At 48.6% G+C, this 24,817-nt stretch carries 26 protein-coding genes; 14 read left to right on the plus strand and 12 right to left on the minus strand.

Going from position 1 to position 24,817, the window contains the following annotated elements; all coding sequences use genetic code 11:
- Positions 1-2 precede the first annotated feature (2 nt).
- The 9 genes from HC229_RS00445 to HC229_RS00485 all read left to right on the plus strand — a co-directional run bounded on the left by HC229_RS00445 (position 3) and on the right by HC229_RS00485 (position 9,231).
- Entirely contained in the window at positions 3-1,334 is a 1,332-nt protein-coding gene (locus HC229_RS00445) for a (Fe-S)-binding protein (protein ID WP_191018467.1), read from the plus strand.
- A 261-nt stretch (positions 1,335-1,595) separates the two neighbouring features.
- Entirely contained in the window at positions 1,596-2,042 is a 447-nt protein-coding gene (locus HC229_RS00450; protein ID WP_191018468.1) for an LNS2 domain-containing protein, read from the plus strand.
- A 151-nt stretch (positions 2,043-2,193) separates the two neighbouring features.
- Positions 2,194-2,985, plus strand: a complete 792-nt coding sequence (locus HC229_RS00455; RefSeq protein WP_191018469.1) for a (Fe-S)-binding protein — start codon at positions 2,194-2,196, stop codon at positions 2,983-2,985.
- Positions 2,982-3,575, plus strand: coding sequence for a hypothetical protein (locus HC229_RS00460; protein ID WP_191018470.1), 594 nt, complete (start codon positions 2,982-2,984; stop codon positions 3,573-3,575). Before HC229_RS00455 ends, HC229_RS00460 begins: the two co-directional genes overlap by 4 nt.
- 11 nt (positions 3,576-3,586) lie before the next feature.
- Entirely contained in the window at positions 3,587-4,069 is a 483-nt protein-coding gene (locus HC229_RS00465) for an ABC transporter ATPase (RefSeq protein ID WP_191018471.1), read from the plus strand.
- Positions 4,070-4,197: 128 nt separating this feature from the next.
- Positions 4,198-7,098 carry a glycoside hydrolase family 3 N-terminal domain-containing protein gene (locus HC229_RS00470; protein WP_191018472.1) on the plus strand — a complete coding sequence of 967 codons (2,901 nt, stop codon included), beginning with the start codon at positions 4,198-4,200 and terminating at the stop codon, positions 7,096-7,098.
- Between the two features lie 40 nt (positions 7,099-7,138).
- Complete coding sequence (locus HC229_RS00475) at positions 7,139-7,633, plus strand: hypothetical protein (RefSeq protein WP_191018473.1); 495 nt, start codon at positions 7,139-7,141, stop codon at positions 7,631-7,633.
- A 42-nt stretch (positions 7,634-7,675) separates the two neighbouring features.
- The gene (gene bshA, locus HC229_RS00480) at positions 7,676-8,809 is read left to right on the plus strand and encodes an N-acetyl-alpha-D-glucosaminyl L-malate synthase BshA (protein WP_191018474.1); all 1,134 of its coding nucleotides are present in this window, start codon (positions 7,676-7,678) and stop codon (positions 8,807-8,809) included.
- Positions 8,806-9,231 (plus strand): protease complex subunit PrcB family protein, encoded by a 426-nt coding sequence (locus tag HC229_RS00485; RefSeq protein WP_191018475.1) that lies wholly within the window; start codon positions 8,806-8,808, stop codon positions 9,229-9,231. Before bshA ends, HC229_RS00485 begins: the two co-directional genes overlap by 4 nt.
- A gap of 127 nt (positions 9,232-9,358) precedes the next feature.
- Here HC229_RS00485 and HC229_RS00490 read toward each other — a convergent pair whose 3' ends face one another.
- Both HC229_RS00490 and HC229_RS00495 read right to left on the minus strand, forming a co-directional pair.
- A complete protein-coding gene (locus HC229_RS00490) occupies positions 9,359-9,874 on the minus strand; it encodes a hypothetical protein (RefSeq protein ID WP_191018476.1) in 516 nt (171 codons plus the stop codon).
- An 87-nt stretch (positions 9,875-9,961) separates the two neighbouring features.
- The gene (locus HC229_RS00495) at positions 9,962-10,810 is read right to left on the minus strand and encodes a UDP-2,3-diacylglucosamine diphosphatase (RefSeq protein WP_191018477.1); all 849 of its coding nucleotides are present in this window, start codon (positions 10,808-10,810) and stop codon (positions 9,962-9,964) included.
- Positions 10,811-10,840: 30 nt separating this feature from the next.
- Between HC229_RS00495 and HC229_RS00500 the strand changes: the two genes are divergently transcribed.
- The 4 genes from HC229_RS00500 (at position 10,841) to HC229_RS00515 (ending at position 14,691) form a co-directional block, all read left to right on the plus strand.
- Positions 10,841-11,098: a hypothetical protein gene (locus HC229_RS00500; protein ID WP_191018478.1), complete on the plus strand. Its 258-nt coding sequence runs from the start codon at positions 10,841-10,843 to the stop codon at positions 11,096-11,098.
- 39 nt (positions 11,099-11,137) lie between these two features.
- A complete protein-coding gene (gene aroC, locus HC229_RS00505) occupies positions 11,138-12,202 on the plus strand; it encodes a chorismate synthase (RefSeq protein ID WP_191018479.1) in 1,065 nt (354 codons plus the stop codon).
- Positions 12,203-12,286: 84 nt separating this feature from the next.
- Positions 12,287-13,567 (plus strand): dicarboxylate/amino acid:cation symporter, encoded by a 1,281-nt coding sequence (locus HC229_RS00510; RefSeq protein ID WP_191018480.1) that lies wholly within the window; start codon positions 12,287-12,289, stop codon positions 13,565-13,567.
- Between the two features lie 80 nt (positions 13,568-13,647).
- Complete coding sequence (locus HC229_RS00515; protein WP_191018481.1) at positions 13,648-14,691, plus strand: T9SS type A sorting domain-containing protein; 1,044 nt, start codon at positions 13,648-13,650, stop codon at positions 14,689-14,691.
- Between the two features lie 43 nt (positions 14,692-14,734).
- Here HC229_RS00515 and HC229_RS00520 read toward each other — a convergent pair whose 3' ends face one another.
- Positions 14,735-15,157 carry a thiol-disulfide oxidoreductase DCC family protein gene (locus HC229_RS00520; RefSeq protein WP_191018482.1) on the minus strand — a complete coding sequence of 141 codons (423 nt, stop codon included), beginning with the start codon at positions 15,155-15,157 and terminating at the stop codon, positions 14,735-14,737.
- A gap of 81 nt (positions 15,158-15,238) precedes the next feature.
- Complete coding sequence (locus HC229_RS00525) at positions 15,239-17,404, minus strand: endonuclease MutS2 (RefSeq protein ID WP_191018483.1); 2,166 nt, start codon at positions 17,402-17,404, stop codon at positions 15,239-15,241.
- Between the two features lie 96 nt (positions 17,405-17,500).
- Here HC229_RS00525 and ung point away from each other — a divergent pair, with 96 nt between their 5' ends.
- Positions 17,501-18,169, plus strand: a complete 669-nt coding sequence (ung, locus tag HC229_RS00530; RefSeq protein WP_191018484.1) for a uracil-DNA glycosylase — start codon at positions 17,501-17,503, stop codon at positions 18,167-18,169.
- Here ung and HC229_RS00535 read toward each other — a convergent pair whose 3' ends face one another.
- The 8 genes from HC229_RS00535 to HC229_RS00570 all read right to left on the minus strand — a co-directional run bounded on the left by HC229_RS00535 (position 18,170) and on the right by HC229_RS00570 (position 24,623).
- A complete protein-coding gene (locus HC229_RS00535) occupies positions 18,170-18,754 on the minus strand; it encodes a hypothetical protein (RefSeq protein ID WP_191018485.1) in 585 nt (194 codons plus the stop codon).
- A gap of 10 nt (positions 18,755-18,764) precedes the next feature.
- On the minus strand, positions 18,765-19,343 hold the full coding sequence (locus HC229_RS00540) for a DUF3575 domain-containing protein (RefSeq protein ID WP_191018486.1): 579 nt from the start codon (positions 19,341-19,343) through the stop codon (positions 18,765-18,767).
- Positions 19,344-19,500: 157 nt separating this feature from the next.
- Entirely contained in the window at positions 19,501-20,433 is a 933-nt protein-coding gene (locus tag HC229_RS00545; RefSeq protein WP_191018487.1) for a transglutaminase, read from the minus strand.
- 16 nt (positions 20,434-20,449) lie between these two features.
- On the minus strand, positions 20,450-21,289 hold the full coding sequence (locus HC229_RS00550) for a substrate-binding domain-containing protein (protein WP_191018488.1): 840 nt from the start codon (positions 21,287-21,289) through the stop codon (positions 20,450-20,452).
- A 234-nt stretch (positions 21,290-21,523) separates the two neighbouring features.
- Positions 21,524-21,982 (minus strand): DinB family protein, encoded by a 459-nt coding sequence (locus HC229_RS00555; protein ID WP_191018489.1) that lies wholly within the window; start codon positions 21,980-21,982, stop codon positions 21,524-21,526.
- Between the two features lie 2 nt (positions 21,983-21,984).
- Entirely contained in the window at positions 21,985-22,854 is an 870-nt protein-coding gene (locus tag HC229_RS00560; protein WP_191018490.1) for a nucleoside phosphorylase, read from the minus strand.
- Positions 22,855-23,237: 383 nt separating this feature from the next.
- The gene (locus tag HC229_RS00565) at positions 23,238-23,588 is read right to left on the minus strand and encodes a translation initiation factor (RefSeq protein WP_191018491.1); all 351 of its coding nucleotides are present in this window, start codon (positions 23,586-23,588) and stop codon (positions 23,238-23,240) included.
- Positions 23,589-23,669: 81 nt separating this feature from the next.
- Entirely contained in the window at positions 23,670-24,623 is a 954-nt protein-coding gene (locus HC229_RS00570) for an isopenicillin N synthase family dioxygenase (RefSeq protein WP_191018492.1), read from the minus strand.
- Positions 24,624-24,817 lie beyond the last annotated feature (194 nt).

Genomic DNA, 24,817 nt, shown 5'->3' on the forward strand with positions numbered 1-24,817 from the left:
CCATGAGTTACTTAGACAACATATTCTTTGCCGTCATCCTGGCATTGGGAATAGGATATTTCGCGATGAACGTCCGAAAGCTCATACGCAACATCAGGTTGGGCCGCGACATCGATCGCTCCGACAATCCCGGCGAGCGCTGGACGAACATGGCGATGATCGCGTTGGGCCAGAAGAAAATGGTCAAGCGTCCGATATCCGGGATTTTACACATTTTCGTTTATGTCGGATTCGTGGTCATCAACATAGAAGTACTCGAGATCATCATCGACGGATTGTTCGGAACCCATCGCATCCTATCGTTCCTCGGTGGATTTTACGACTTTCTTATCGCATTTTTCGAGATTCTCGCCGTTTTGGTACTCGTGGGCGTAATCGCATTTCTGATCCGACGCAACATCATCAAGATCAAGCGGTTCATCCACTCCGATTTGAAGGGATGGCCTAAAAGCGATGCGAATTATATCCTCTATATGGAAATCGTGCTCATGGCGCTTTTCCTGACGATGAACGCCGCCGATTACCAGTTGCAGTTCCGTGGTTTTCCGCATTACGACCAGGCCGGATCGTTTCCGGTAAGTTCGCTTATCGCACCTTTGTTCGACGGAATGTCGGATAACGCCGTTTGGGTCATCGAGCGCGCGTGTTGGTGGCTGCATATCGTGGGAATCCTGATCTTCCTGAATTACCTGTATTTTTCGAAACATCTGCACATTCTTCTGGCGTTTCCCAATACGTATTACGCGAATTTGAATCCGAAAGGGAAATTCAACAATCTCGATTCGGTAACGGCAGAGGTCAAGCTGATGATGGATCCGAGCGCCGATCCTTTCGCCGCTCCGGCCAATGCGGACCCGAATGCCGTTCCGGAGAAATTTGGCGCCCAGGACATACAGGATCTCAATTGGGTCCAACTGCTCAACGCTTACACCTGTACCGAATGTGGTCGATGCACCTCGGCTTGCCCAGCCAACATTACAGGAAAGAAGTTGTCGCCGCGCAAGATCATGATGGACACGCGCGATCGCATGGAGGAAGTCGGAAAAAACATTGAGGCAAACAAAGGCGTTTTCATTCCGGATAACAAAACCTTGCTAAACGATTACATCACGCCCGAGGAACTGTGGGCGTGTACGAGTTGCAATGCTTGCGTGGAGGAATGTCCGGTGAACATCGACCCGCTTTCGATCATTATGGACATGAGGCGATTCCTGGTAATGGAACAAAGCGCGGCGCCTCAGTCGCTGAACGCCATGATGACCAATGTAGAGAACAACGCTGCGCCCTGGCCGTATAATCAGCAGGATAGGTTGAATTGGAAAAATGACAATTGATAGTTGACAATTGATAGTTGATAGTTGATAGTTGATAGTTGACAGTTGACAGTTGATAGTTAATAGTTGACAGTTGACAGTTGATAGTTTAGTTGACAGTTGATAGTTGACAGTAAATAGTTAATAATTGATAGTTAATAATTAGGGTCGATGGAGATCTGAGTCTTATTACGAGCTATTGTTACAATAAAAATATTCTTATAAAGTGAGGTTAAGGATGTTTTTAATGATCTAAAAATCAGATAAATTAAAGACAGACAAATGAAAAAGGAAGAAATTGAGGACAACCTTCAGCCCGCGACAGAGAACGGAAAGCACATCAGCCCGATTTTGCCGGCTGACATCAAAAATTACCTGATCGACATCGACGGTACGATATGCGACGACATCCCGAACGAAGAGCCGGAGAGAATGGCGACCGCAGAATTGTATCCCGACGCCCTGACGACGCTCAACAAATGGTATGACGAAGGCCATGTGATCTTTTTTTTCACCTCGAGGACAGAGGCACATCGCCAGGTCACCGAAGAATGGCTTGGCAAACACGGTTTCAAATACCACGGCATCGTGTTCGGAAAGCCAAGAGGCGGGAATTACCATTGGATCGACAATCATTTGGTGAAAGCCACGCGCTATCGCGGAAAATTCACCGACCTTATTGAAAAGGAAGTCACCATACAGGTGTTCGACGACGGAAAGCACGAGTAGGCAATCAGATAATTAGATAATTAGATAATTGGAAAATTAGAAAAAGGTAAATAGATAACGGGACTTGGGCCTAGACGTTTGAGGCAGTTAGAGGACGATCAACATTAAACCCTAAACCCGAAACGCCAAGACGCGAGAAATACAAAATGATATGACAAACGAACTCAAAGTCCCTACAATGGCCGAAATGATGGCCGAAGGAAAATCCCCTGAAGTGTTGTTTTGGGTGGGTTGCTCCGGAAGTTTCGACGATCGCGCCAAGAGGATCACCAAAGCGTTCGTGCGCCTGCTCAACCAGGCCGGCGTCGAATTCGCGGTTTTGGGAACTGAGGAAAGTTGCACCGGGGATCCCGCAAAAAGGGCAGGGAACGAGTTCCTGTTCCAGATGCAGGCCATGATGAACATCGAGGTGCTCAACGCATACGACGTCAGGAAAATCGTGACGGCCTGTCCGCATTGTTTCAATACGATCAAGAATGAATATCCTGGATTGGGCGGGAGTTATGAAGTGGTACACCACACCCAATTCCTCAAATCGTTGCTCGACGACGGCAGGCTGACTATCGAAGGCGGTTCGTTCAAAGGCAAGAAAATCGTATTCCACGACCCGTGTTATTTGGGGCGTGCCAACAATATTTACGAGGCACCACGCGATCTCATCCAAAAACTCGATGCCGAACTCGTCGAAATGAAACGTTCGCGCGCGAATGGTTTGTGCTGCGGAGCCGGTGGCGCCCAAATGTTCAAGGATGCCGAACCCGGTACTAAAGAAATTAACATCGAAAGAGCAGAAGAGGCGTTGGACCTCGAGCCTAAAATCATCGCGGCGGCTTGTCCATTCTGCAACACGATGCTAACCGATGGCGTTAAAAGCAAAAACAGGGAAGGAGACGTCAAAGTCATGGACGTAGCGGAACTTATCGCAAATGCGAACGATCTATGAGAGGGAATTTTGTTCTTGCTGCAGTGTTTGTGTCGTTCACCGGATTCGTTCAGGGCCAGGATGTGATGAAAGCAATAGGAGACGATAGCTGCGCCTGTATTTCCGAGCTTAGGAAATCGGGCCAGGAAGTGACCGACATGCAGTTGGGACTTTGCATCGTCAAATCATACAACGCACGGAAATCGCAGCTGCCGCCTGAAAAGCAGGTTTCGCTCTCGGATTCGGAAGCGTTCGAGGCCATCGCAGCCGAGATCGGGATCAAAATGGTAGAAACCTGTCCTGATTTCATAATGGATATGGCCGACGACAATATAAACGAAACGTCCGAGGCAGCCGAAGCCAGACACAGCATGAATGTCCAGATTACGGACGTGAAGTCGGAACAGTTCGTCACCATAACGGCAAAAGACGAAAATGGCCGCCAACACTCGCTGCTGATGCTCGAATATTTCGGAACCGCCTCGCTGTTCACCGAAGGAAAAGTCAAAAAAGGCGATAAGATCACGATCGCGTACAAGGAAGTCGAATTGTACGATCCTAAAATGAAAGAATTCAGATATTACAAAGTCATTACCGATTTGACCAAATAATCGGACGCAATATGTATGTACCTTTTGACACCTTACCCGAAGATTCGCGTATCTGGATCTATCAATCCAACCGCAAACTGTCGGATGAAGAAATCGCCGAAATCGAAACCGACCTGCAGGACTTTGTAGAGAACTGGGCGGCTCACGGCACCGGACTCGAGGCTTCCTTCGTAACGCGATACAACCGGTTCATCATCTTGGCCGTCAACCAGGAAGTGCATTCAGCCTCGGGTTGTTCGATCGACGCTTCGGTACATTTTATCCAGCAGATCGAAAAAAAATATGACGTCGACCTTCTCGACAAGATGAACGTCACGTTCCGCAACGGGGAATTCATCGCACATAAAACCCTTATCGATTTCAAGAAAATGGCCAAGGACAAGGCCGTGACGTCGAATACGATCGTGTTCAATAATTTGGTGAACACCGTTGGGGAATGGAATGAATTTTGGGAAGTGCCGGCGAGCGAAAGTTGGCACAGCCGATTTTTTTAACCGCGGGCAGTCATTAGTGAAATTGTGGGAACGAGCCGTTCCAGTACATTAAATATTGATTTAGCCGCGAATTCGCAAATTCGCGGCTAAATCATTTTACGAGTTAATATCAGTTATACATTATTACGATGCGTTTTTACCTTTTCGCCATTTTAGTCGGCATGCAGTTCGCCAACGCACAGTTCGCCAAAACGCCTGTCCAGAGAGTCAGGGAAGAGGTTTGGGTGGACAGCATCTACAAGAAAATGAGCCTGGAGGAGAAGATCGGCCAGCTTTTCATGGTCGCTGCCTATTCCAATAAAGATTCGGCCCATTTCAATTCGATTTCCCGACTGATAAAAAACCAGCACATAGGTGGCGTCATTTTTTTCCAGGGCGGACCCGGACGTCAGGCCAAGCTCACGAACCGCTACCAGTCGGAATCAAAAGTCCCGCTTTTTGTAGGCATCGATGCCGAATGGGGACTGGCGATGCGCCTGGATTCGGTAATGCGGTTCCCGTGGAATATGACCTTGGGCGCCGTACAGGATTTGGCGCTTATCGAAAAAGTTGGTGAATCGTATGCCAGGCAAGCCAAGCGAATGGGCATCCACTTCAATTTCGCCCCGGTTCTGGACATCAATACCAACCCGAAAAATCCGATAATCGGGACGCGTTCTTTCGGCGAAGACAAAGTACGGGTTGCCGACCGCGCTTCGGCCATGATGCGCGGCATTCAGCGTCACGGCGTCCTGGCGACGGGCAAGCACTTTCCAGGGCACGGCGATACCGAAACCGATTCGCATTACGCCCTTCCGATGGTCAATTTTTCGAAAGAACGCATACAGGATGTGGAGCTGTTCCCTTACAAACGACTTTTCAACGAAGGATTGGCATCGGTCATGGTAGCCCACCTGAACGTCCCTGCTTACGAGACGCGTGAGAATTATCCGTCATCGATTTCGTATCCGATCGTAACGCAATTGCTACAGAACGAAATGGGCTTCGGCGGCCTTATCTTCACCGATGCGCTCAACATGAAAGGTGCGGCCAACTTCAAGCAGCCGGGCGACATCGACCTCGAGGCGCTGTTGGCAGGAAACGACATCCTGCTGTTTCCAGAGAACGTCCCGAAGGCGCTCGATAAAATCTGCGTGGCGATACAGGACACGATGCTTTCGGAATCCCGACTCGAACATTCCGTTAAGAAAATCCTCAGGTACAAATACAAGGTCAACCTCGATATGTACATGCCGATCGAGATGAAAAATGTCTACGAGGGCGTCAACCCAAAAGAAGACGCGGCTTTGCAGTACACGCTGTACGAGAACGCGGTGACTGTAATCAGGAATGAGCAGGAGGCGCTTCCGATCCGCGACCTTGCCAACGAAAAGATCGCGTACGTAAAACTTGGGGAAGACGGCAACGCCCCGTTCGTCTCGACGCTCAAAAAGTACACCGAGGTTACGGAAATCGCAGACGACAGTATCCATCTGATGCTCGAAAAACTCAAACCATTTTCGACCGTCATAGTCGGATACCACAAAAGCGACGGAGCGTGGCGCAACCACGATTTCAAGCCGGAAGAATTGGCCAAACTCGATTCGATTTCCAAATACAACAAGGTCATTCTTGACGTTTTCGCCAAACCCTATGCATTGCTTCCGGTTTCGGATTATTCAAAATTCAAGGCTGTCGTCGTATCCTACCAAAACAGCGAGGTGGCACAGGTCGTCTCTGCGGAATTGCTTTTCGGGGCGATTTCGGCAAAAGGAAAACTCCCGGTTTCCATCGGCAGCAACTTTAAGGTAGGGGATGGGCTGACCACACAAACGACGGATGTCCTGGGTTTCACGGCTCCTGAAAACGTCGGGATGAGTTCGGCCAAACTTTCAAATATCGACATGCTCGCATACAAAGCGATCAATGCGAAAATGACGCCGGGCATCCAGGTCCTGGTCGCGCGAAAGGGCAAAGTCGTCTACCAGAAATCGTTCGGGTTCCATACATACGAAGCACGCACGCCGGTGGGCAATTCCGATATTTACGACGTGGCGTCGCTTACAAAAATCGTTTCTACATTGCCGAACGTCATGCAGCAGTACGACAAGGGCAAGATAACGTTTGAGAGCAAGCTTGGCGATTTGTTGCCGGTTTTCAAACATTCCGACAAGAAAAACATCAGGATCAAGGAACTGCTTTCGCATTATGCACGCCTCCAGGCTTGGGAGCCATTTTACAAAGCCACACTCGACAGCGCCAAGCAGCCCTCGCCGACGTATTATCGCAAGATGTATGACCCGATGTTCACCAGGCAAGTAGCCGAAAATCTCTATATCCGAAACGATTACCACGACAGCGTGATGAAGTTTATCGCCAACAGCAAATTGCTTCCGAAAAGGGAATACAAATACAGCGATTTTGCGTTCATCATCATGAAGGAATATCTCGAAAAAAGTACGAATACGACGCTTGACGTGCTCAGCGAAGCCAATATTTTCAAGCCACTCGGCATGAGTTCCACGATGTACAATCCGTTGCGCAGGTTCGACATGAGCGCGATTCCTCCAACCGAGGACGACAAATATTTTCGATACCAGGTCGTCCAGGGCTACGTGCACGATATGGAAGCGGCCATGGAAGGAGGCGTTGCCGGTCACGCGGGGATTTTTTCAAATGCGATGGATGTCGCCAAGATCATGCAGATGTATTTGTGGAAAGGACATTACGCGGGCCACCAGTTCTTTTCGCCCAAAACGTTCGACGAATTCAATACCTGCCACTTTTGTAAGGATGGCAACCGCCGCGGCATAGGTTTCGACAAACCGCAGTTGCCGGGACAGGCCGGCCCGACCTGCAATTGCGTTTCCCAAAAAAGCTTCGGACACACCGGATTTACAGGCACGATGGCCTGGGCCGATCCTGAAAGCGAGACAATCTTTATTTTCCTTTCGAACCGGACGTTTCCAGACAGCAACGTAAACGCGCTTTCCAAAGCAAATATCCGCGAAGACATGCAGAAAGTGATTCAGGAATCGATCTTAAAATGAAAATTTGGAAATGAGGTATATTTCCGTAAAAACAATAGTTATGAAAAAAATTATTTCGGTCCTTATTATGGCCATCGCGATCATGTCGTGCTCATCGGATAGCGAAGGTATTGACATTGCGACTTACAACGGTCCGCTAAAAATCAACAATCATTTGTTTGAAATGGGTAGTTCGCCACAAAACGCCACTACCCGCTATTATCCTGACAACCAATCACGCAACATATCCTTTTCGAATGGCCGTATTGTCACTGACGCCTTTGATGGTTTTGCTATCAATATACCGGTCGGGTCTGAAACTACCGATATCTCGGGAGAATATGTTTTAAATAGCGGTGGAGGGTTGGAAGCCTGGTACCAATTCGGAAATTTTTATGCAAGAAAAATGTTGTCCGGAACTATGAAAATCCACGATGCCGGTGATGGCTTTTACCGGGTTGAGTTCCGCAACGTCCACATCGAGGCCAACGAAAGCATACCGACGGATCACAAGATCGCTGGTTATTTTGAAACTACGTTTGTCGCTGCGGAGTGATTTGGTTCCGATTTCGTAACTTCGCACGACAATGCAACTACAATGAAAATAGCAATTGTCTGTTATCCGACCTTCGGAGGTTCAGGAGTTGTCGCTACCGAATTAGGTTTGGAGCTTTCGCGACGCGGACACGAAGTCCATTTTATCACGTACAGCCAACCGGTGCGGCTTTCGCAGTTAAGTCCGAACCTTCACTATCACGAGGTCAACGTTCCGGAATATCCGCTTTTCCATTATCAACCGTATGAATTGGCGCTGTCGAGCAAACTCGTCGACATGGTCAAGCTTTATGGAATCGAACTGCTTCACGTCCATTATGCGATTCCGCACGCATACGCCGCCTACATGGCCAAGCAAATGCTCAAGGACGAGGGTATTTACGTTCCCATCGTGACCACGTTGCACGGAACCGATATCACGCTTGTCGGAAGCCATCCGTTCTACAAGCCCGCGGTGGCCTTCAGCATCAATAAATCGGACATCGTGACCTCGGTCTCCGAGAGTCTCAAAGAAGATACGTACCGCCATTTCAACGTCCACAAAGAAATTCACGTCATCCCGAATTTCGTGGAACTCGACAAGAACACCTCCGATCCGAGCATCGGCTGCCGGCGTTCGGTCATGGCCACCGAAAAGGAGCGCATCGTTACCCATATCAGCAATTTCAGGAAGATCAAACGCATTCCCGATGTGGTCAGGATTTTCCACAAAATCCAACAAGAAATCCCTGCAAAGCTGATGCTTGTCGGAGACGGGCCGGAGCGCGAAAAAGCCGAGAAATTGTGCCGCAAGCTAGGCATTTCCGACAAGGTCATTTTCTTCGGAAACAGCAACGAGATCGACCAGATTTTGAGCTATACCGATTTGTTCCTGCTTCCGTCAGAGACCGAAAGCTTTGGTTTAGCTGCGCTCGAGGCTATGGTTTGGGGCATTCCGGTAATTTCGACGAATTCCGGAGGTTTGCCCGAAGTCAATTTTCAAGGGATTTCCGGCTATCTGAGCGATGTAGGAAACGTCGAGGAAATGGCGGCCAATGCGATCCGGATATTGAAAGACGATTCGGTATTGAAGCAATTCCGCTCCAATGCGCTTGGCGTGGCAAAACAATTCGACATCAAGAAAATATTGCCGCTTTACGAGGCGTTATACGAAGAAGCATTACAACTGAAAGTATGAGAAAAATTGCGATCGCGTCCCTTTTGCTGCTGCTGGCGGCTTGCGGATCCAGCCCGAAAACCGCGGCGTCGAAACCGCTCTACGAAATCCTCACGAGCCAGTCGGATGGAGGCGGCAACATCCGTTTCTTTGAAATCCTGTCGACGCCAGAGGAGATCCGAATGCTTCAGGCCGACGAAAACCTCAGGAAAAAAATTGCGGAATCTGATTTGCAGACTGCGAACTTCATCATCCTGAACATGGGAGAGAAAAACACCGGCGGTTATGCCATTACAGCCGAAAAAGTAGAAGAATTGCCTGACAAGATCGTCGTGACCGTTAAAGAAACTTCGCCACCCGAGGGTTCGATGAACATACAGGTGATCACGTATCCGTATGCGATCGTCAAGATCAATTCCAAAAAGCCGATTGAAATCAGGTAATTAGATGATTAGATAATGAGGTAATGAGGTAATTAGATAATGATATAATGTTGATTGTTAAGCAGTTGTCAATTTGAGGCATAAAAAAATCCCGACGTTCGATCGGGATTTGACTTTTTATTTGGAATCAGAATGTGAACCTAACGGCCAAACCGACGTCAGGGACCAAACTGTGGTAATCGCGGTCGAAATCGTCGCGGTCGTCTCCGAAATGTGCTTCAGGCCTGATGTCGAACGACAATTGAAGCGGAATGTTAGGGAAGACATATTCGACTCCGGCAACTCCTGCAATTACACCGAAGCCTCCGTCGTCATCCCAATTGTCGTTGTCGTTCCAACGGTCGTGTTCCCAGCGACCCGCACCGATGGCCGGGCCCGCGTAGAAATTAAAGCCGTTCTCAATAGGGAAGACCCAGTGGAAACCCGCCATAAATTTAACTTCGTCATAGTGGTCGTCCTCGCGGAGCCCGAGGTCGAATTCCAGCCTGTTTTTTGTAAAGACACGTCGTTGGTAGGAAACATCGGCTCCAATACCGTCTCCGGCGCTGAGCCGTATCCCGATCGCATTATCACGAACGGTCTGTGCCTCTGCCGCAAAACTTGAAGCGATGGCGAAAGCCGCACATAAAAGGATTTTTTTCATCTTGTGTTATTTTAGGTTACTCCCAAAATTAACGCTAGCGCGTGCTGCAAAAAAGATGCTTATAAATACTTTAACAGATGTGACGCCTTAATTGATGCGGTTTGCGAGGCGTTTTTCAGAAAACATCACCGTGGCGATATCTACTGAGGACAGAAGGTCTTCCATTTCGAAAAAATCCGCTTCCACCGACGGTTTGCTGTCCGAATACCGATACAATTTCCATCGCTTTCGATTGTATTCCAGCGCAGTAAGATTCTCGATCCAGTCGCCTGAGTTTAAGTAGGTGGTTTTGCCGTGCCGGTTTGAAACCTCGGTGATTTTCGGCTCGTGGATATGGCCGCACACCACGAATTCGTATCCGTTTTCAATCGCGAGATCGGTAGCGGTATTTTCGAAATCGGATATGAATTTGACCGCCTTTTTCACACTTCCCTTTATTTTTTTGGAGAACGAATACGGCTCTTTGCCCATTTTGCTGAGGCACCAGTTCACGAAGCGGTTGAGCAAAATCAGGTAGTCGTAGCCCCAACCGCCGAGTTTGGCGATCCATTTCGAATGTTGGACGGAGGCATCGAACACGTCCCCATGGAAGATCCAGGCTTTTGCCCCGTCGAGTTCGAGCACGAGTTTGTCGTCGAGTTTGAAGTTTCCGAAATTGGTTCCACTGAACTTGCGCAGCATCTCGTCGTGGTTGCCCGTGAGATAATACACCTTGGTTCCTTTCGAGGTAAAATCGATGATCTTCCGGATGACTTTTAAGTGGGATTTGGGGAAATACGATTTGCGGAACTGCCAAATGTCGATGATGTCGCCGTTCAGGACCAATGTCTTCGGCTTGATCGAATTGAGGTAGTGGAGCAATTCCTTGGCGTGGCATCCGTAAGTTCCCAGATGCACATCCGAAAGGACGACGAGTTCAACTTTTCGCTTTTTCATGAAAGGACGTTTCGCAAATAAACTTCCTTTATGTTACCTGAAACTGAACCGCCGGTTAAGAAATTAAAAAACGAAAAAGTAGTACAAGGCGCCCCAGGTTCCCAAAAAGAAGAGTCCGGGTATGAGGATTTCCCGCATCTTGTGGCGCGGTTGTTTCTTGATCAAGGCCAAATAGGCGATGTAAAGCACAAAGGCAAAGGCGAGCAATATGGGCAGGAAAATATACATATCTCGATTTTTTCTAAATATAATCGTTTTTTGCCGATGTTGATTCCGTTTAAGACATAAAAAACGCGTCTTTTTGCTCGATAATGCTATTTTTGTAAAATGGCAGGAAATTCATACGGTACGCTTTTCAGACTCACGACATTTGGCGAATCCCACGGAGCGGCCCTTGGCGGCATCATAGACGGTTGCCCTGCCGGAATAACACTCGATTTCGAGGCGATCCGGCGGGAGATGGACAGGCGAAAACCCGGTCAGTCCGCCATCGTCACCCAGCGAAAGGAAGAAGATGAAGTTCAGTTCCTCTCGGGAATTTTTGAAGGGAAAACCACGGGAACGCCCATTGGTTTCATAATCCCGAACACGGACCAAAAATCCCACGACTATTCCCATATCAAAGACCAATATCGTCCGAGCCACGCCGATTATGTCTATGAAAAGAAATACGGCTTGCGCGACTATCGCGGCGGCGGACGCAGCTCGGCACGGGAAACGGCTTCGCGCGTAGTGGCTGGTGCGATCGCAAAGCAATTTCTCGGAGATATCGAAATCCATGCGTTCACGTCATCGGTTGGCGATATTTTTATCGATAAACCCTACCAGGCCCTCGATTTTTCAAAAATCGAATCGAACGACGTGCGATGTCCGGATGCCGCGACCGCCGAAAAAATGGAAGCCTACATACGCGAGATCCGCAAACAGGGCGACTCGGTTGGCGGCACGGTGACCTGTGTGATCCGCAATGTGCCGATAGGATTGGGCGAGCCCGTTTTCGACAAGCTCCATGCCGAATTGGGAAAAGCGATGCTTTCGATCAATGCCGTGAAAGGGTTTGAATACGGAAGCGGTTTTTGCGGGGCCAAAATGAAAGGAAGCGAGCACAATGACTTGTATAACGAGGATGGGACGACAAAATCGAATCTTTCCGGCGGCATCCAGGGCGGAATATCCAATGGCATGGACATTTATTTTCGCGTCGCCTTCAAACCGGTGGCCACCATTCTGCAGAAACAACCGGCCCTTGACAACAAGGGGAATATTGTCGAGATGCAGGGCAAAGGCCGTCACGATCCCTGCGTCGTGCCACGGGCGGTGCCGATTGTAGAGGCTATGGCCGCAATCGTATTAGCCGATTTCCATCTGATAAATAAAACATACGCAAGATAAGTTTACCTAATTGAGTCCCGACACCTTGTCCGCAAGCCCAGTCGACCGAATCGAATACCACCATTTGTTTTCAAAACAACCAATATGACCCAAACCACGAAAAAAACGTCATTTTTCAAGAGCCTTACCGGGCAGATCATCATTGCAATGCTACTCGGTGCCGGTCTCGGCATTTACGTACACGGCAATTACAGTCCGGAGTCGGCTAAGGAATTCAGCAATATCATCAAGCTGCTTGCTACGATATTTATCCGGCTTGTACAAATGATCATCGCGCCTTTGGTTTTTACAACACTTATCGTGGGGATTGCCAAGCTCGGCGATCTCAAGACGGTTGGGCGGATAGGAGGAAAGGCTCTTGGCTGGTTTTTTACGGCCTCGTTCATCTCGTTGCTCATCGGGCTTTTTTACGTCAACGTACTCGCTCCTGGCGAAGGGTTGCAGCTTGGCGGCATCGATACGGACGCGGCTAAGGAAGTCACCGAAAAGACACAGGTTTTTTCGGCCCAGAACTTCGTCGAACACATCATTCCAAAGAGTGTTTTCGAAGCGATGGCCACGAACGAAATCCTGCAGATCGTGGTGTTTTCGATTTTCTTCGGATTGGCGGCTGCCTCTATGGGCGACTATTCCAAACCCGTCGTGAACGCTCTCGACAAAGCGTCCCACATCGTGCTCAAAATGGTCAATTACGTCATGAAATTTGCGCCGATCGGTGTGTTTGGTGCCATTGCGGGAGTTTTCGCGATCCGGGACGTAGAGGAATTGTTGGTTACCTATGCGCGTTTTTTCGGCTCGTTCCTCGTGGGGATCAGCTCGCTTTGGATCGTTTTGCTCCTTGTCGGAATATTGTTCCTGGGAAGGTCGATGTTTGATTTGCTCCGACGCATCGGCGGGCCACTCATCATTGCCTTCAGTACCACAAGCAGCGAGGCCGTCTTCCCGAAGTTGACCGAAGAATTGGAACGTTTCGGGATAAAAAATAAGGTGGTTTCGTTTATGTTGCCGCTGGGTTATTCCTTCAATCTCGACGGAAGTATGATGTACATGACGTTTGCGAGTATTTTTATCGCCCAGGTTTATGGCATCGACCTGGATTTGTCGACCCAAATGACGATGCTTCTGGTCCTGATGCTAACCAGTAAGGGAATCGCGGGAGTTCCACGAGCGAGTCTTGTCGTTGTGGCGGCAACCTGCGGGATGTTCGACATTCCTGTCGAAGGGATCGCGCTGATTCTTCCGATCGACCATTTTTGCGATATGTTCCGCAGTGCGACGAACGTGCTCGGAAATGCATTGGCGACGTCTGTTGTGGGCAAGTGGGAAAAGGACGAGCCTATCGTTGGTTCCCCGTCAATAAATTAACAGATTTGTCGTGTAAATATTTTGTTTTTTGATTGTTATATTGTTTAATTTCGTTACAAACAATCCTTAATCAGATATTTATGAAAAAATCTTTACTCTTATCTTTTGCATTCTTCACCGTTTCCCTGGCAAGTGCCCAGTCGTTGTTCAGTGAAAATGCTTCATCGCTCACCGTCGGGAATATCGGTACTGATATGACCGGAGTCACGCCTGGTCAAGGCGGTTGGCTCACTACCGTAACTGCTGGCGCCAATTCTGATTTCCAGGTTGTGAACGTCGGAGGAACCAACGGAAATCTGATCCAGATTACAGGATCGAACTCCGCCGTGAATACAAGGCGGATGTTTAGGGACGTTTCGTCTGTGTGGGGCTCACGCACCGCAGGCAATGACGTCGCCCAGGTTCAGTTTGACTTTTTTACGGGCCCCGCAACCACGAGTGCAAATTCCCTGCGTGTAGCCGTTTACAATGCCGACAACACCAGGATTATCGCCGGTATGACCTACATTGCCGCCACACGCGAACTGCGCGGGCTTGGCTATTACGACAACGCAGGTACTGTCGGTAACTTTTCGTTTACGCTGGGTTTCAACGGAACGACCTATTCCCCTTTGATCCTGCAACCGAGCACCTGGTACACGTTAGGCTTTAGCTTCAACAAAACCACGGGCGAACTGAAATTCAAGGAAGTTTCCAATACGCTTATCACAGCGCCGCCGATCGCAGGAGCTTCTGCAGGAATCGACTTTACCACGCTCAACATTGCGGCGACCGCCATCTCGACAACCGGGCAAACCAATTCGGTTTCGGCTGTCGGCCAATTCGACAACATCAGCCTTCGCGCCCTCGTTGCCGATGAGAATTTGTTGAAGGTCAAGGATCCAATCGTTGCCGCCGACGTACAGGTCTATCCGAACCCGGCTGTCAGTGAAATTAACGTCTCGTCTTCGGCAGTGGTTAAAAGTATCTCCATTGCTGATCTCAACGGTCGAGTCGTAAAAAGCCAATCGTTTTCCGATGCTGCGGACATCCAGGTCAATGTTTCCGATCTTTCATCAGGAATTTACGTGATGACAATCAATGGGGACGGTGGCACGTTGACGCGAAAAATCGTCAAACAGTAACACTTATGAAAATGCAAAAGCCGGTTCAAGTGACCGGCTTTTTTTATTCAAGGAATTTTGCTTTGAGTTCCGGTGTCGGAATCATGCAGCTTTCTTTTTTTCCGTACCATTTATAACGGTTACGGGCCACGAAATCATAAAGGCCGTTTCTCACGAAATTGGGAAATATCTTTAAAATCGACGCGAGCCGCAAAAATCCGCCGAGGCTGTTGGCGATCTCTATCGCGGCGCCGGATTTGTAAAAGTAAGCGATGCCGGGTTCATACAGGATAATGCTGTCGATGCGCTGCCGGTCGATCCCGATGTGTGCGAGGATACTTTCGCCCAACTCCGACTGTAGCGGCACGAACCGGAAAACGTCGTTGCTGTCGCGCCTGATCACGAATTGCACGAAAGAATCGCACAGGTTGCACACACCGTCGAACAATATGATTTTTTTGCCTTTTGGAAGATCGGAGAGTTTCATGGGTAAGTCCTAACGTGTCGAAGCACTGTCGCACGAAAGTAGTTCAAAAATGAAATTTAACGCATTCGGTTTAACAACAGTTTATTTCTTTTTGGCTTCGACAAGCTCGAGTTCGTCGAGGCTGACCTTCGAAGTGAACAATCCGTAATTGACCGTCGCCTTGTTCTTTTCAATCGCGTCGATGCTTCCGACCGCCTTTCCGTCGAGCATGCGCACGCGATCGCCAACTTTTAAAGGAATATTGAGTTTTGGCGCAGCGGCTTCCTTTTTCTTCTTTTCCTTTTTTTCCTGTCGGATTTCCTCAACCACGACTTTAACTTCCTGGATGACCTCCTTTTTCTTTTGCTCTTCGACCTTTTTTTCTTTGGGCGTGACCTTCTTGCGCTTGGAGTTTTCTATTTCGACCATTTTGAGAAATTCCCCTATGAGCAGTTTTTTGTCCTTGTTGCCAAAATACTTGTCGGCCATATCTTCAACCTTTTGGCCGAGGTATATCGTCTTTTGGTTGCTGTCGTACAATTCCTGGTAGCTTTCGAGTTTTTGGCGGATGCGTTGATTCGTATCTTCCAGCTTTCGGCCTTCTTCTCGCGCTTTTGTTTCCTCTTGTTTGAGATTCTCCGACGTTTTCTCGAGCTTGGAGCGCTCCTTCTGCAAGGTGGCGATGGTTTTGTCAAACCGGACTTTCCCGCCTTCGATCTTCTTTTTCGCCCGGTTGATCAAACCGAACGGAATACCGTTCTTTTGGGCCACTTCAAACGTAAACGAGCTTCCGGCCTGGCCCAATACCAATTTGTACATCGGCTCTAGCGATTTTTCGTCGAACAGCATGTTGGCATTGGTCATGTGCGGCATTTCGTTGGCCAGCATTTTGAGGTTCGCGTAATGAGTTGTGATGATCCCGAACGCCTCGCGGTGGTAGAATTCCTCGAGGAAAACTTCCGCCAAAGCGCCTCCGAGCTCAGGGTCGGATCCCGTACCGAATTCATCGATAAGGAACAACGTCCTGTTGTTGCACTTTCGAAGGAAGTAGTTCATGTTCTTGAGTCGGTAACTATAGGTACTCAAATGATTTTCAATAGATTGGTTGTCGCCGATGTCTGTCATGATCCTGTCGAACAAAAACGTTTCGCTTCGTTCGTGAACCGGGATCAGCATGCCGCTCTGTAACATCAATTGCAGCAATCCGACCGTTTTCAACGAGATTGTTTTTCCTCCGGCATTCGGGCCCGAAATCACGATGACGCGGCTCTCCTGCGACAGCTCAAAGGTCTGCGGATACGTCTTTTCCTGTTTGCGTTTGTTGGTCAGGAACAAAATAGGGTGGAAGGCTTCGCGAAAATACAGGCGCCTATTTTCGGTAATGTTCGGCAACAATCCATTGATGCGTTGGGCGTATTTGGCTTTGGCCGAGACGACGTCAATGTCGGCAAGGAATTCCTGGTACTGGATCAGGATGTCCACGTACGGTCGGATATCATCCGAAAGCTTGCGCAGAATCCTGTTGATTTCCTGTTTCTCCTCATATTCGAGATTGGAGAGTTCGCGAGAGAAACGCAAGGTTGCCTCGGGCTCTATGTAGGTAATGCTTCCGGTTTTCGAACTTCCGAGAATTGAACCCTTGACTTTTCTGCGGTACATGGCCAAAACGGCAAGGACGCGACGGTTTTCGACGATGCTTTCCTTGATGTCGTCGAGATAGCCAAGGCCGTTGTAAGACGTCAACGCCTGGCCGAAACTTTGGTTGACCTTGACGCGAACGAGGTTCATCTCGCTTCGTATTTCCTGCAACCCAACCGATGCCGTATCCTTGATTTCCCCGTATTTGTCGATGATGACGTCGATTTTGGCCACGATGTCCTTCGTGAATTCCACCTCGGCGGCCCGCTTATGGAGCTTCGGGTAGTAATCGTCGAATTTTTTCAGGAATTGGATCAATGTGTTCGATGTCTCGGAAATGTTGGCGATTTTGCGAAACGAAGCGGAATCGAGAAAACTGTCTTCGATCGACAAAAACTTGATTTCATGCGCGATCGGCTCAAAACCGTGATTCGGAAGGGCATTGTTGTTTTGAAACGACGAAGCATATTCCGAGGTTTGGGCGAGGGCATCCATCAATTCCTCGCGAACGCGGAACGGCCGTATCGAAAGTGCTTTTTCTTTTCCGAGATCCGTGACGCAGGATTCTGAAATCGTCTCAAGTATGGTGGGGAACTGCAGGTCTTGCAGAATCTTATCTGTAACTATCATGAAATGTCCTAAAAGGTTTGCAAATTTACTCAAAATTCGCCAGTGTCAGATCGGGCGAAACCCACCGTGGTCGTATATTTGGCGCAAAATGACGCCATGGAGATCGAACAACGCTGGAAGTCGGAACTACAAACCGAATTTGAACAACCTTATTTCAGGCAACTCATCGAGTTCGTACGCTCCGAATACGACGTGAAAAACGGGAAAATCTGCTATCCGCCCAGTCCCAAAATTTTCGCGGCCTTCGATCACAGCCCGTTCGACAAGGTCAAGGTCGTGATCATCGGGCAGGATCCGTACCACGGCCCGAACCAGGCTAACGGTCTTTGTTTTTCGGTTGCGGAAAATGTTCCGGTGCCGCCTTCACTGGTCAATATCTTCAAGGAAATCCGCGACGATGTCGGCAAACCGATCCCGTCAGACGGCAATCTCGAGCGCTGGGCTGACCAAGGCGTATTGCTGCTCAACGCCACCTTGACCGTGCGCAAGGGCGAGCCCGGAAGCCACCAAAAAAAGGGTTGGGAAACCTTTACCGACGCGGTAATAAAACGCATTTCGGACGAAAAATCAAATGTAGTGTTCCTGCTTTGGGGCAATTACGCCCAACAAAAGGGTAAAAATATCGACATGGCCAAGCACCTTGTACTCAAATCCGGACACCCGTCGCCAATGAGCGCCAATCAGGGCAAATGGTTCGGAAACCGGCATTTCAGCCAGGCAAACGCTTACTTAAAATCGAACGGACTTCCCGAAATCGACTGGTAATTAATTGACGGTAAACGTGTAAAATCCTTGCGGATTGAGCTGGGTCGTCGCCGAATTGATATTGAGGAACAAATTGTTGCCCTGCGTAAGGGAACGCAGTTCGACCAGGTTCGCTGCGTCGCTGTTGACACCGAAGCTGATCCTGTAATTTCCCGCTGACGTCAACGGATAACCGACTCTGTATTCGTATGATTCATCGGACGAATCGTATTGCGCCGTTCCCAACACATAAGAGGATGCCTGAACGGAACCTTTATCGATAAGCATTTGCGCGGCCGTTACAGTCACTTCCTGCCAAACTCCCGCCGAGGTTTCCCGTTCCACGATATAGGAAAACCGGAATCCCGTTGCGCCGCTGGTGGTCTCGAAAAGATCGAGTGGCGTTGCAAAACCGGGTTCGGCCTGATACCGCGAGATGTCGGCAGAAATGTAAATGAACTCTCCAACGAGGTAAACATCCTGATTTTCTACCGTGACGAGATTGGGGACGTCAATGTATTTCTCGTTGTAGAATCCGTCCTCGTCGTCGCAAGAGGAAAAGAATAGGGCCGATAAAGCCAATGCGAAATATCCAAACTTTTTCATAGTGCAGTTTTTAGAATCTGTAACCAAGGTTCAAACCGATGCGCGAGATCACGTCCGGGCTTTTATCGCCGTCGAGAAGGTTGAATCCCGCACCTACCAGAAACTCCAGTGCGACGCGCTGCGCAAAATAGACTTTGTATCCGAGGCTTGCACCGGGAGCGACAGAAAAATATTCCTCCTTCGATATTTTGTAAAAGCCGGTTGCACCATCGTCTACCCTTACGATCTCGCGAAAATCCCCACCGTTGGCCGAGATAAAGCCTTCAACGAAATAGTAATGGGCGTCGCTGTTCGACATTTTGTAACGTATGTAGGGCACGACTTCATATTTCGGCAATGTGCTGCGATAGCCTTCGTCGAAATCGTCCTCAAATTTGTCTCCGAAGGCAAAACTTCCGGTAACGCCATAGGACCATTTGGACGACCCAAACCTTTCGTACGAAATATTGGCCTTGCCGAATGCGATTAGCGATAACGCGTCGATTCTGATCTCGTTTTTCCTGGAGGCGACCGGTCCTTCCGTATCGCCCTCAGAGTCTTGCGCAAACGCCATTCCAGAGAACAGCAAACACAACAGTAGCTTTTTCATAAGCAGGATTTTGCGGCTAATTTAGTGTTTTTGGGTTGTTTATTTGCCTAACTGTTTATTTGTTTGTCAGAGGTTCGTCTATTCGGATCGGCGGCTTATCGGTTGATAGGAAAAAAGGTAAAAAAAGAGCGATGCAAAACAGCGATCAGCAACAAGCTCAATCCAACGTCAGCGCCCCTAAAATCTCCTCGTGCATAAAAGGTCCGCCGGGATAAGTGGCGGTGTAGTCGAGGTTGAGCCACACCTGTCCGCGCTCATCAATGTGGTAATGGATGGTTTTGTCCTTGCTTTCCTTTACGAACAGGATTTTTTTGATCAGGTAGTTGATGGTTTCAAGGTCGCGTTTGTCGCCGATCAGGATTTCGGGATAAATATGCCCGCCGGTGTGGATGAGACGAGGCGTTCCACCGATCGCCTTTACGCAGGCCGACATAAAAATCGAATGGTCATCGCAATCGCCCGAAAGATGGCGCAACGATTCGGAGGCGGAAGCGATATACTCCCGTCCTTTGGGATCGCTCACGTAATTCCACCGACTGTTGATTTCCTTGAACACGGCAAAACATTGAATGATCGTCCGGTAATCGCCATAGCCTTTCACATCCTTGAAGTGTTTGGTGGTGGCCGTCACAGAAAAATTACGCACTTGCGGATTGTCGTATTGCACCGCTTTGAGGATGCGCGATTTGTTCGGGAACGGAAGCAGGCGCGAAATGATAAGATCCTGAGGATTGGGGCTGTCATCCATCGCATACACCATATAGCGATAATCTTCGTATACGTCGTTGAAGCCGTAATTTCCAAAAAGCGTTCCCCATCCTAAAAACAACAGGTAGAGAAAAATCGCGAATATGATGATTTTCCGGAGCAGGCGCAAGATCAACTGGATCGCGATCAAAATGCCCAGGAACATCAGGATGCGATCGAGATGGAAAGGCCAACCCGGGTCGATAGTGTAGCGATGGCAGATGATGAACACCGGGATGGCGATCAACACGTTGAGCAAAAAAATGATGACACTGTCCCACGGCTTCTTTACGGTGAGCCGCTCCTTGATTTTCGAGAAAGGAATTTCGCTGAATTTGACCATGGGACGTGGGCGCGGATTACCCGTGCACGATATCGGCAAAAGTACCTTTTTTGTCAATAATCCCTAAATCGGCCAACTGATTTTGGACATTGTTTAACATCGGCTCGTCAAAGTTCGATTGTGACCAGTGCGTAAGGTCGAGCCATTGCCGTATGTCTTCGGGTTTTTGCCCGTAGCGGCGGGACAATATTAAATCGATATCGGGAATTTGCTTGAATTTCGAAGTTTTTTGGTTGATGACCGACAACATCGTCTCAATGATTTCCGAATTGTCTTCGAGAATTTCGCTCCTCACGGCAATCACGAAACACGGCCAGGGCGTCGGGCAATCCCCAAGGCGACGGAACGTTCCGTTGTCGACAAGCGGTTTTGTCATGAAGCGTTCCCACATGAAATAATCGGCACTACCGTTTTTTAACGCCTGGACGGCTCCATCGATGGTATGCACGATCTCGAATTTCAGGTTATCCTTTGGCCAGCCCTGGTTGTCGGCATTCACGAACGCCATCAGTTGGGAGCCTGATCCTATTCTCGAAATGGCCGCGGTCGACCCTTTGAGATCCGAAATTTGGCGATAATCCGACTCCGATGCTACGTGTACGCCCCAAATCAATGGCGACTGCACGTAAACTTGGACGATTTTCGACGGATTGCCCGCAACGATATCCTTGATGATTCCTTCGGTCAGGATCACGGCCACGTCGGTCTCTCCAGATCGCAACATCTGGCAAAGCTTGCCCGTTCCCTCGGGAACATCCGTCCAGGAAACGTCGAGCCCGGCTTTTTCAAAATCGCCATCTTCGATACTCAAATGCCACGGGAGGTTGAAATGTTCGGGGACGCCGGAAATCTTCATTTTTCTAGTTGTTGAATTGTTGAAATGTTTAGCTGGAACGCGTCTATCCTGCTTGCTTAGGGCGTTGCGCCGGAACGGCATCCAAACCCGAACTAAACCGGTGCCGGCGCCGGGCTTTCCGCTGTATCTTTTGCACGCCGCTGGCGCGTCATTCAAAAGGATGCCGCTTCAATCCCTAACGCTTGCCTCAAATTACGCCATTTGTGCAAATCACAAACCCGATTTTGCCAAAAATTAACGAATGCCCGAACCTGAATCGATCTGTCGCAGGTGGCCACCGAGATGATCGGCGTAGTCGCGCATCAGGAATTCGAGGTCTTTTGTCGTGCCGTCGGCAAAAACAACGGCAATGGAGCGATCGCCCGGCCCGACGTTCGCAATCAGGAACGCAATGCGCTTATTGAGCGAAAGCCAAAGCACGAGCAAATCTTCGGTTTCCTGGTTTTGGTAGTCGTTCAAACGCACGAGTTCGTCCTGGTCGTAAGGCCGGTGGCGATACGGCTGGGTGTGGCAGCGCGCTTCGGTAAAACGCACGAGGTTGTGTACCGCGGAATCGATAAGGTGGCCAAGAATCTCGCGTTTCGACCATTTGTCGGGCGAAGGCTTGCGCGAGAGCTCGTCTTCGGACGCGTGCATGAAAAATCGCGTGCCTTCCCTTAAAAGCGCTTCTATCTGTTGTGAGACGTTTTCCATCGTTACCAAGCTGCGATTTTGTCGAGCGTGTACGTGATGAGTTCATCCACCGCTTTGTAGGGATCGGCGCTGAAAGTTCCGGTAGCCCGGTTGGCGATGATGGCGTTCAGCGACAGCGCGTCGTGTCCAAGCAAAGCCGACAGGCCGTAAATGGCGGCAGTTTCCATTTCGAGATTGGTGATTTTTGAGCCCTCGAACTCAAAATTGTCCATCGTGGAATTGAGTTCCGCATCTTGCAAGGCCAGGCGAAGCACACGTCCCTGGGGCGCATAAAAACCGCCTGCGGTCGCCGTTATGCCTTTGTGCATTTTTTCGCCTTCAATCATCGCCTCCAGTTTTTCGGAGCAGCGCGTCACGTAAGGACGGCCCTTTCTGGAATCCCAATCGGTGTGTTTTATGAAAGCGTCCTCGAGATTCGTATCCGAGACCGAATCGATCTGGTAGGAGCGAAGCATGTTGTCGAGACCAAGCCCGAATTTCGACATCACGAAACTATCAGTCGGAATGTCGGCTTGAAGCGAACCGGATGTGCCTATCCTGATGATGTTCAACGAGGTCAGGTTTTCTTTTGGAAGACGCGTCCCAAGGTCTATATTGGCTAGGGCGTCGAGCTCGTTTATCACGATGTCGATGTTGTCCGGCCCGATTCCGGTTGACATAACCGATATCCGCTTGCCTTTATAAATACCGGTTTGTGTCTTGAACTCCCGCTTTTGTGTCGAAAATTCAATGCGATCGAAGAACTGCGTGATCTTCTCCACTCGATTTTGGTCGCCCACGAAAATGATGTCGTTGGCTATGTGCTCCGGACGCAGGTTCAAATGGTAAACGCTGCCGTCTGGATTCAATATAAGTTCAGATTGTTGGATCATTTGGTTGGGAGGGAGGTTTCAGGTTTCCGATTTAAAGTTTAAGGGTTAAGGTTCGAAGTTTTAGGTTTAAGGTTTGAAGTGTTAGGTTTGAAGTTTTAGGTCTAAAAACACGCTGTCGCATACAGATTTCCCCAATTTACCAATTATCCAATTTTTAAATTATCTAATTATCCAATCATCTAATTATCCAATTATCAAATTTCCAAATCATCTAATTATCCAATTTTCAAATTTTCAAATTATCTAATTATCTAATTATCCAATCATCTAATTATCCAATTATCCAATTTTCAAATTATCTAATCATCTAATTATCCAATTTTCAAATTATCCAATTATCCAATTTTCAAATTATCTAATTATCCAATTATCCAATTGACAATCTATCCGCCAACGCGCTTCACATTATATCCCTCAGCCTTTAAAATCTCCATGACCTTGTCGCGGAAATTGCCCTGGATGATGATTTCGCCGTCTTTGGCCGCTCCGCCTACGCCACACTTTGTCTTGAGTAATTTGCCGAGTGCTTTCAGGTCGTCTTCACTTCCTTCAAAGCCTTTGATCACGGTGGCGACTTTTCCGCCCCGGTTCTTTTTGTCGAGATGCGCCTCGAGCCGTTGTTTTCCGGCTTCGGGAGTTTCGTCGGTAGATTCGTCGGCATCGAATTCAAAGTCTTTGTTCGTAGAGAATACGAAACCGCCCAGATCGTTCAGCGATGTAAGTTTTTTTGCCATCTTGAGATCAAAAGTGTAAGGTTTAAAGCTTAAAGTTGCCTACGTAACCTCAAACCTTAAACCTTAAACAAATTATAACGTTTACTTTTTTATAAGTCCCAGTTCCACCAAGCGCTCGTGCAGGAATTCGCCGGCCGTGATATCTTCAAATTGCTTCGGATGGTTTTCGTCGATCGTGTGTTCCAAAACGTCGAGTTTCATCTCACTTATCGGATGCATGAAAAACGGGATCGAAAAACGCGAAGTTCCCCACAATTCGCGAGGCGGGTTTACCACTTGGTGAATCGTCGATTTGAGCTTGTTGTTCGTATGGCGAGAGAGCATATCGCCCACATTGATCACCAATTCGTCAGGTTCGGCTATGGCGTCGATCCATTGGCCGTCGTGGTTTTGCACCTGGAGGCCTTTGCCCTGGGCGCCCATCAACAACGTAATCAGGTTGATGTCGCCATGGGCTGCGGCGCGCACGGCTCCGTCTGCGGGTTCGTCCGTGATGGGCGGGTAGTGTATCGGACGCAGGATGCTGTTGCCGTTCTTGATGTAATTGTCGAAATAGAATTCGTCCAATCCTAAATATATCGCCAGGGCGCGCAGAACGTAAATGCCGGTTTTTTCTAGCATCTGATAAGCTTCTTTCCCTACGGAATTGAATTTCGGAAGTTCTTTGACCTCTACGTTTGCCGGATATTCCGCTTCAAGCGCCGGATTGTCCTGTACGTATTGCCCAAAATGCCAGAACTCCTTCAGGTCGCCGGCAGAGCGCCCTTTGGCGTGTTCTTTCCCGAAAGAAACATAGCCGCGTTGTCCGCCGATGCCGGGAATTTCGTACGTTTTTTTGGTTTCCAGCGGCAGATTGAAAAAGTTGCGTACCTCTCCATACAATTCATCTACCAGTTTGTCATCTAAAAAATGACCTTTGAGTGCTACGAATCCGATGTCTTCGTAGGCTTTTCCGATTTCATTTACAAACTTTTGTTTACGTTCCGGGTCGCCCGAAAGGAAATCACGTAAATCCACACTTGGAATGTTCTGCATAGGTTTACTTTTTTGAGTTTTCAAAGCCAAAGCGGCCTTGTGTCACAAATGTAAATAAAATGAGGTTGTTTTTTGTTTAAGGTTCAAAGTTTAAAGTCGGAAGTTCGAGTCCGTACAACTTTAAACCTCAAACATTAAACTTTAAACTTCCATTTTCATACTTTTGACAGAGTTTTTACCAAACAGACATTAAT

The organism is Flavobacterium selenitireducens (genome assembly GCF_014748335.1).
Classification (GTDB): domain Bacteria; phylum Bacteroidota; class Bacteroidia; order Flavobacteriales; family Flavobacteriaceae; genus Flavobacterium; species Flavobacterium selenitireducens.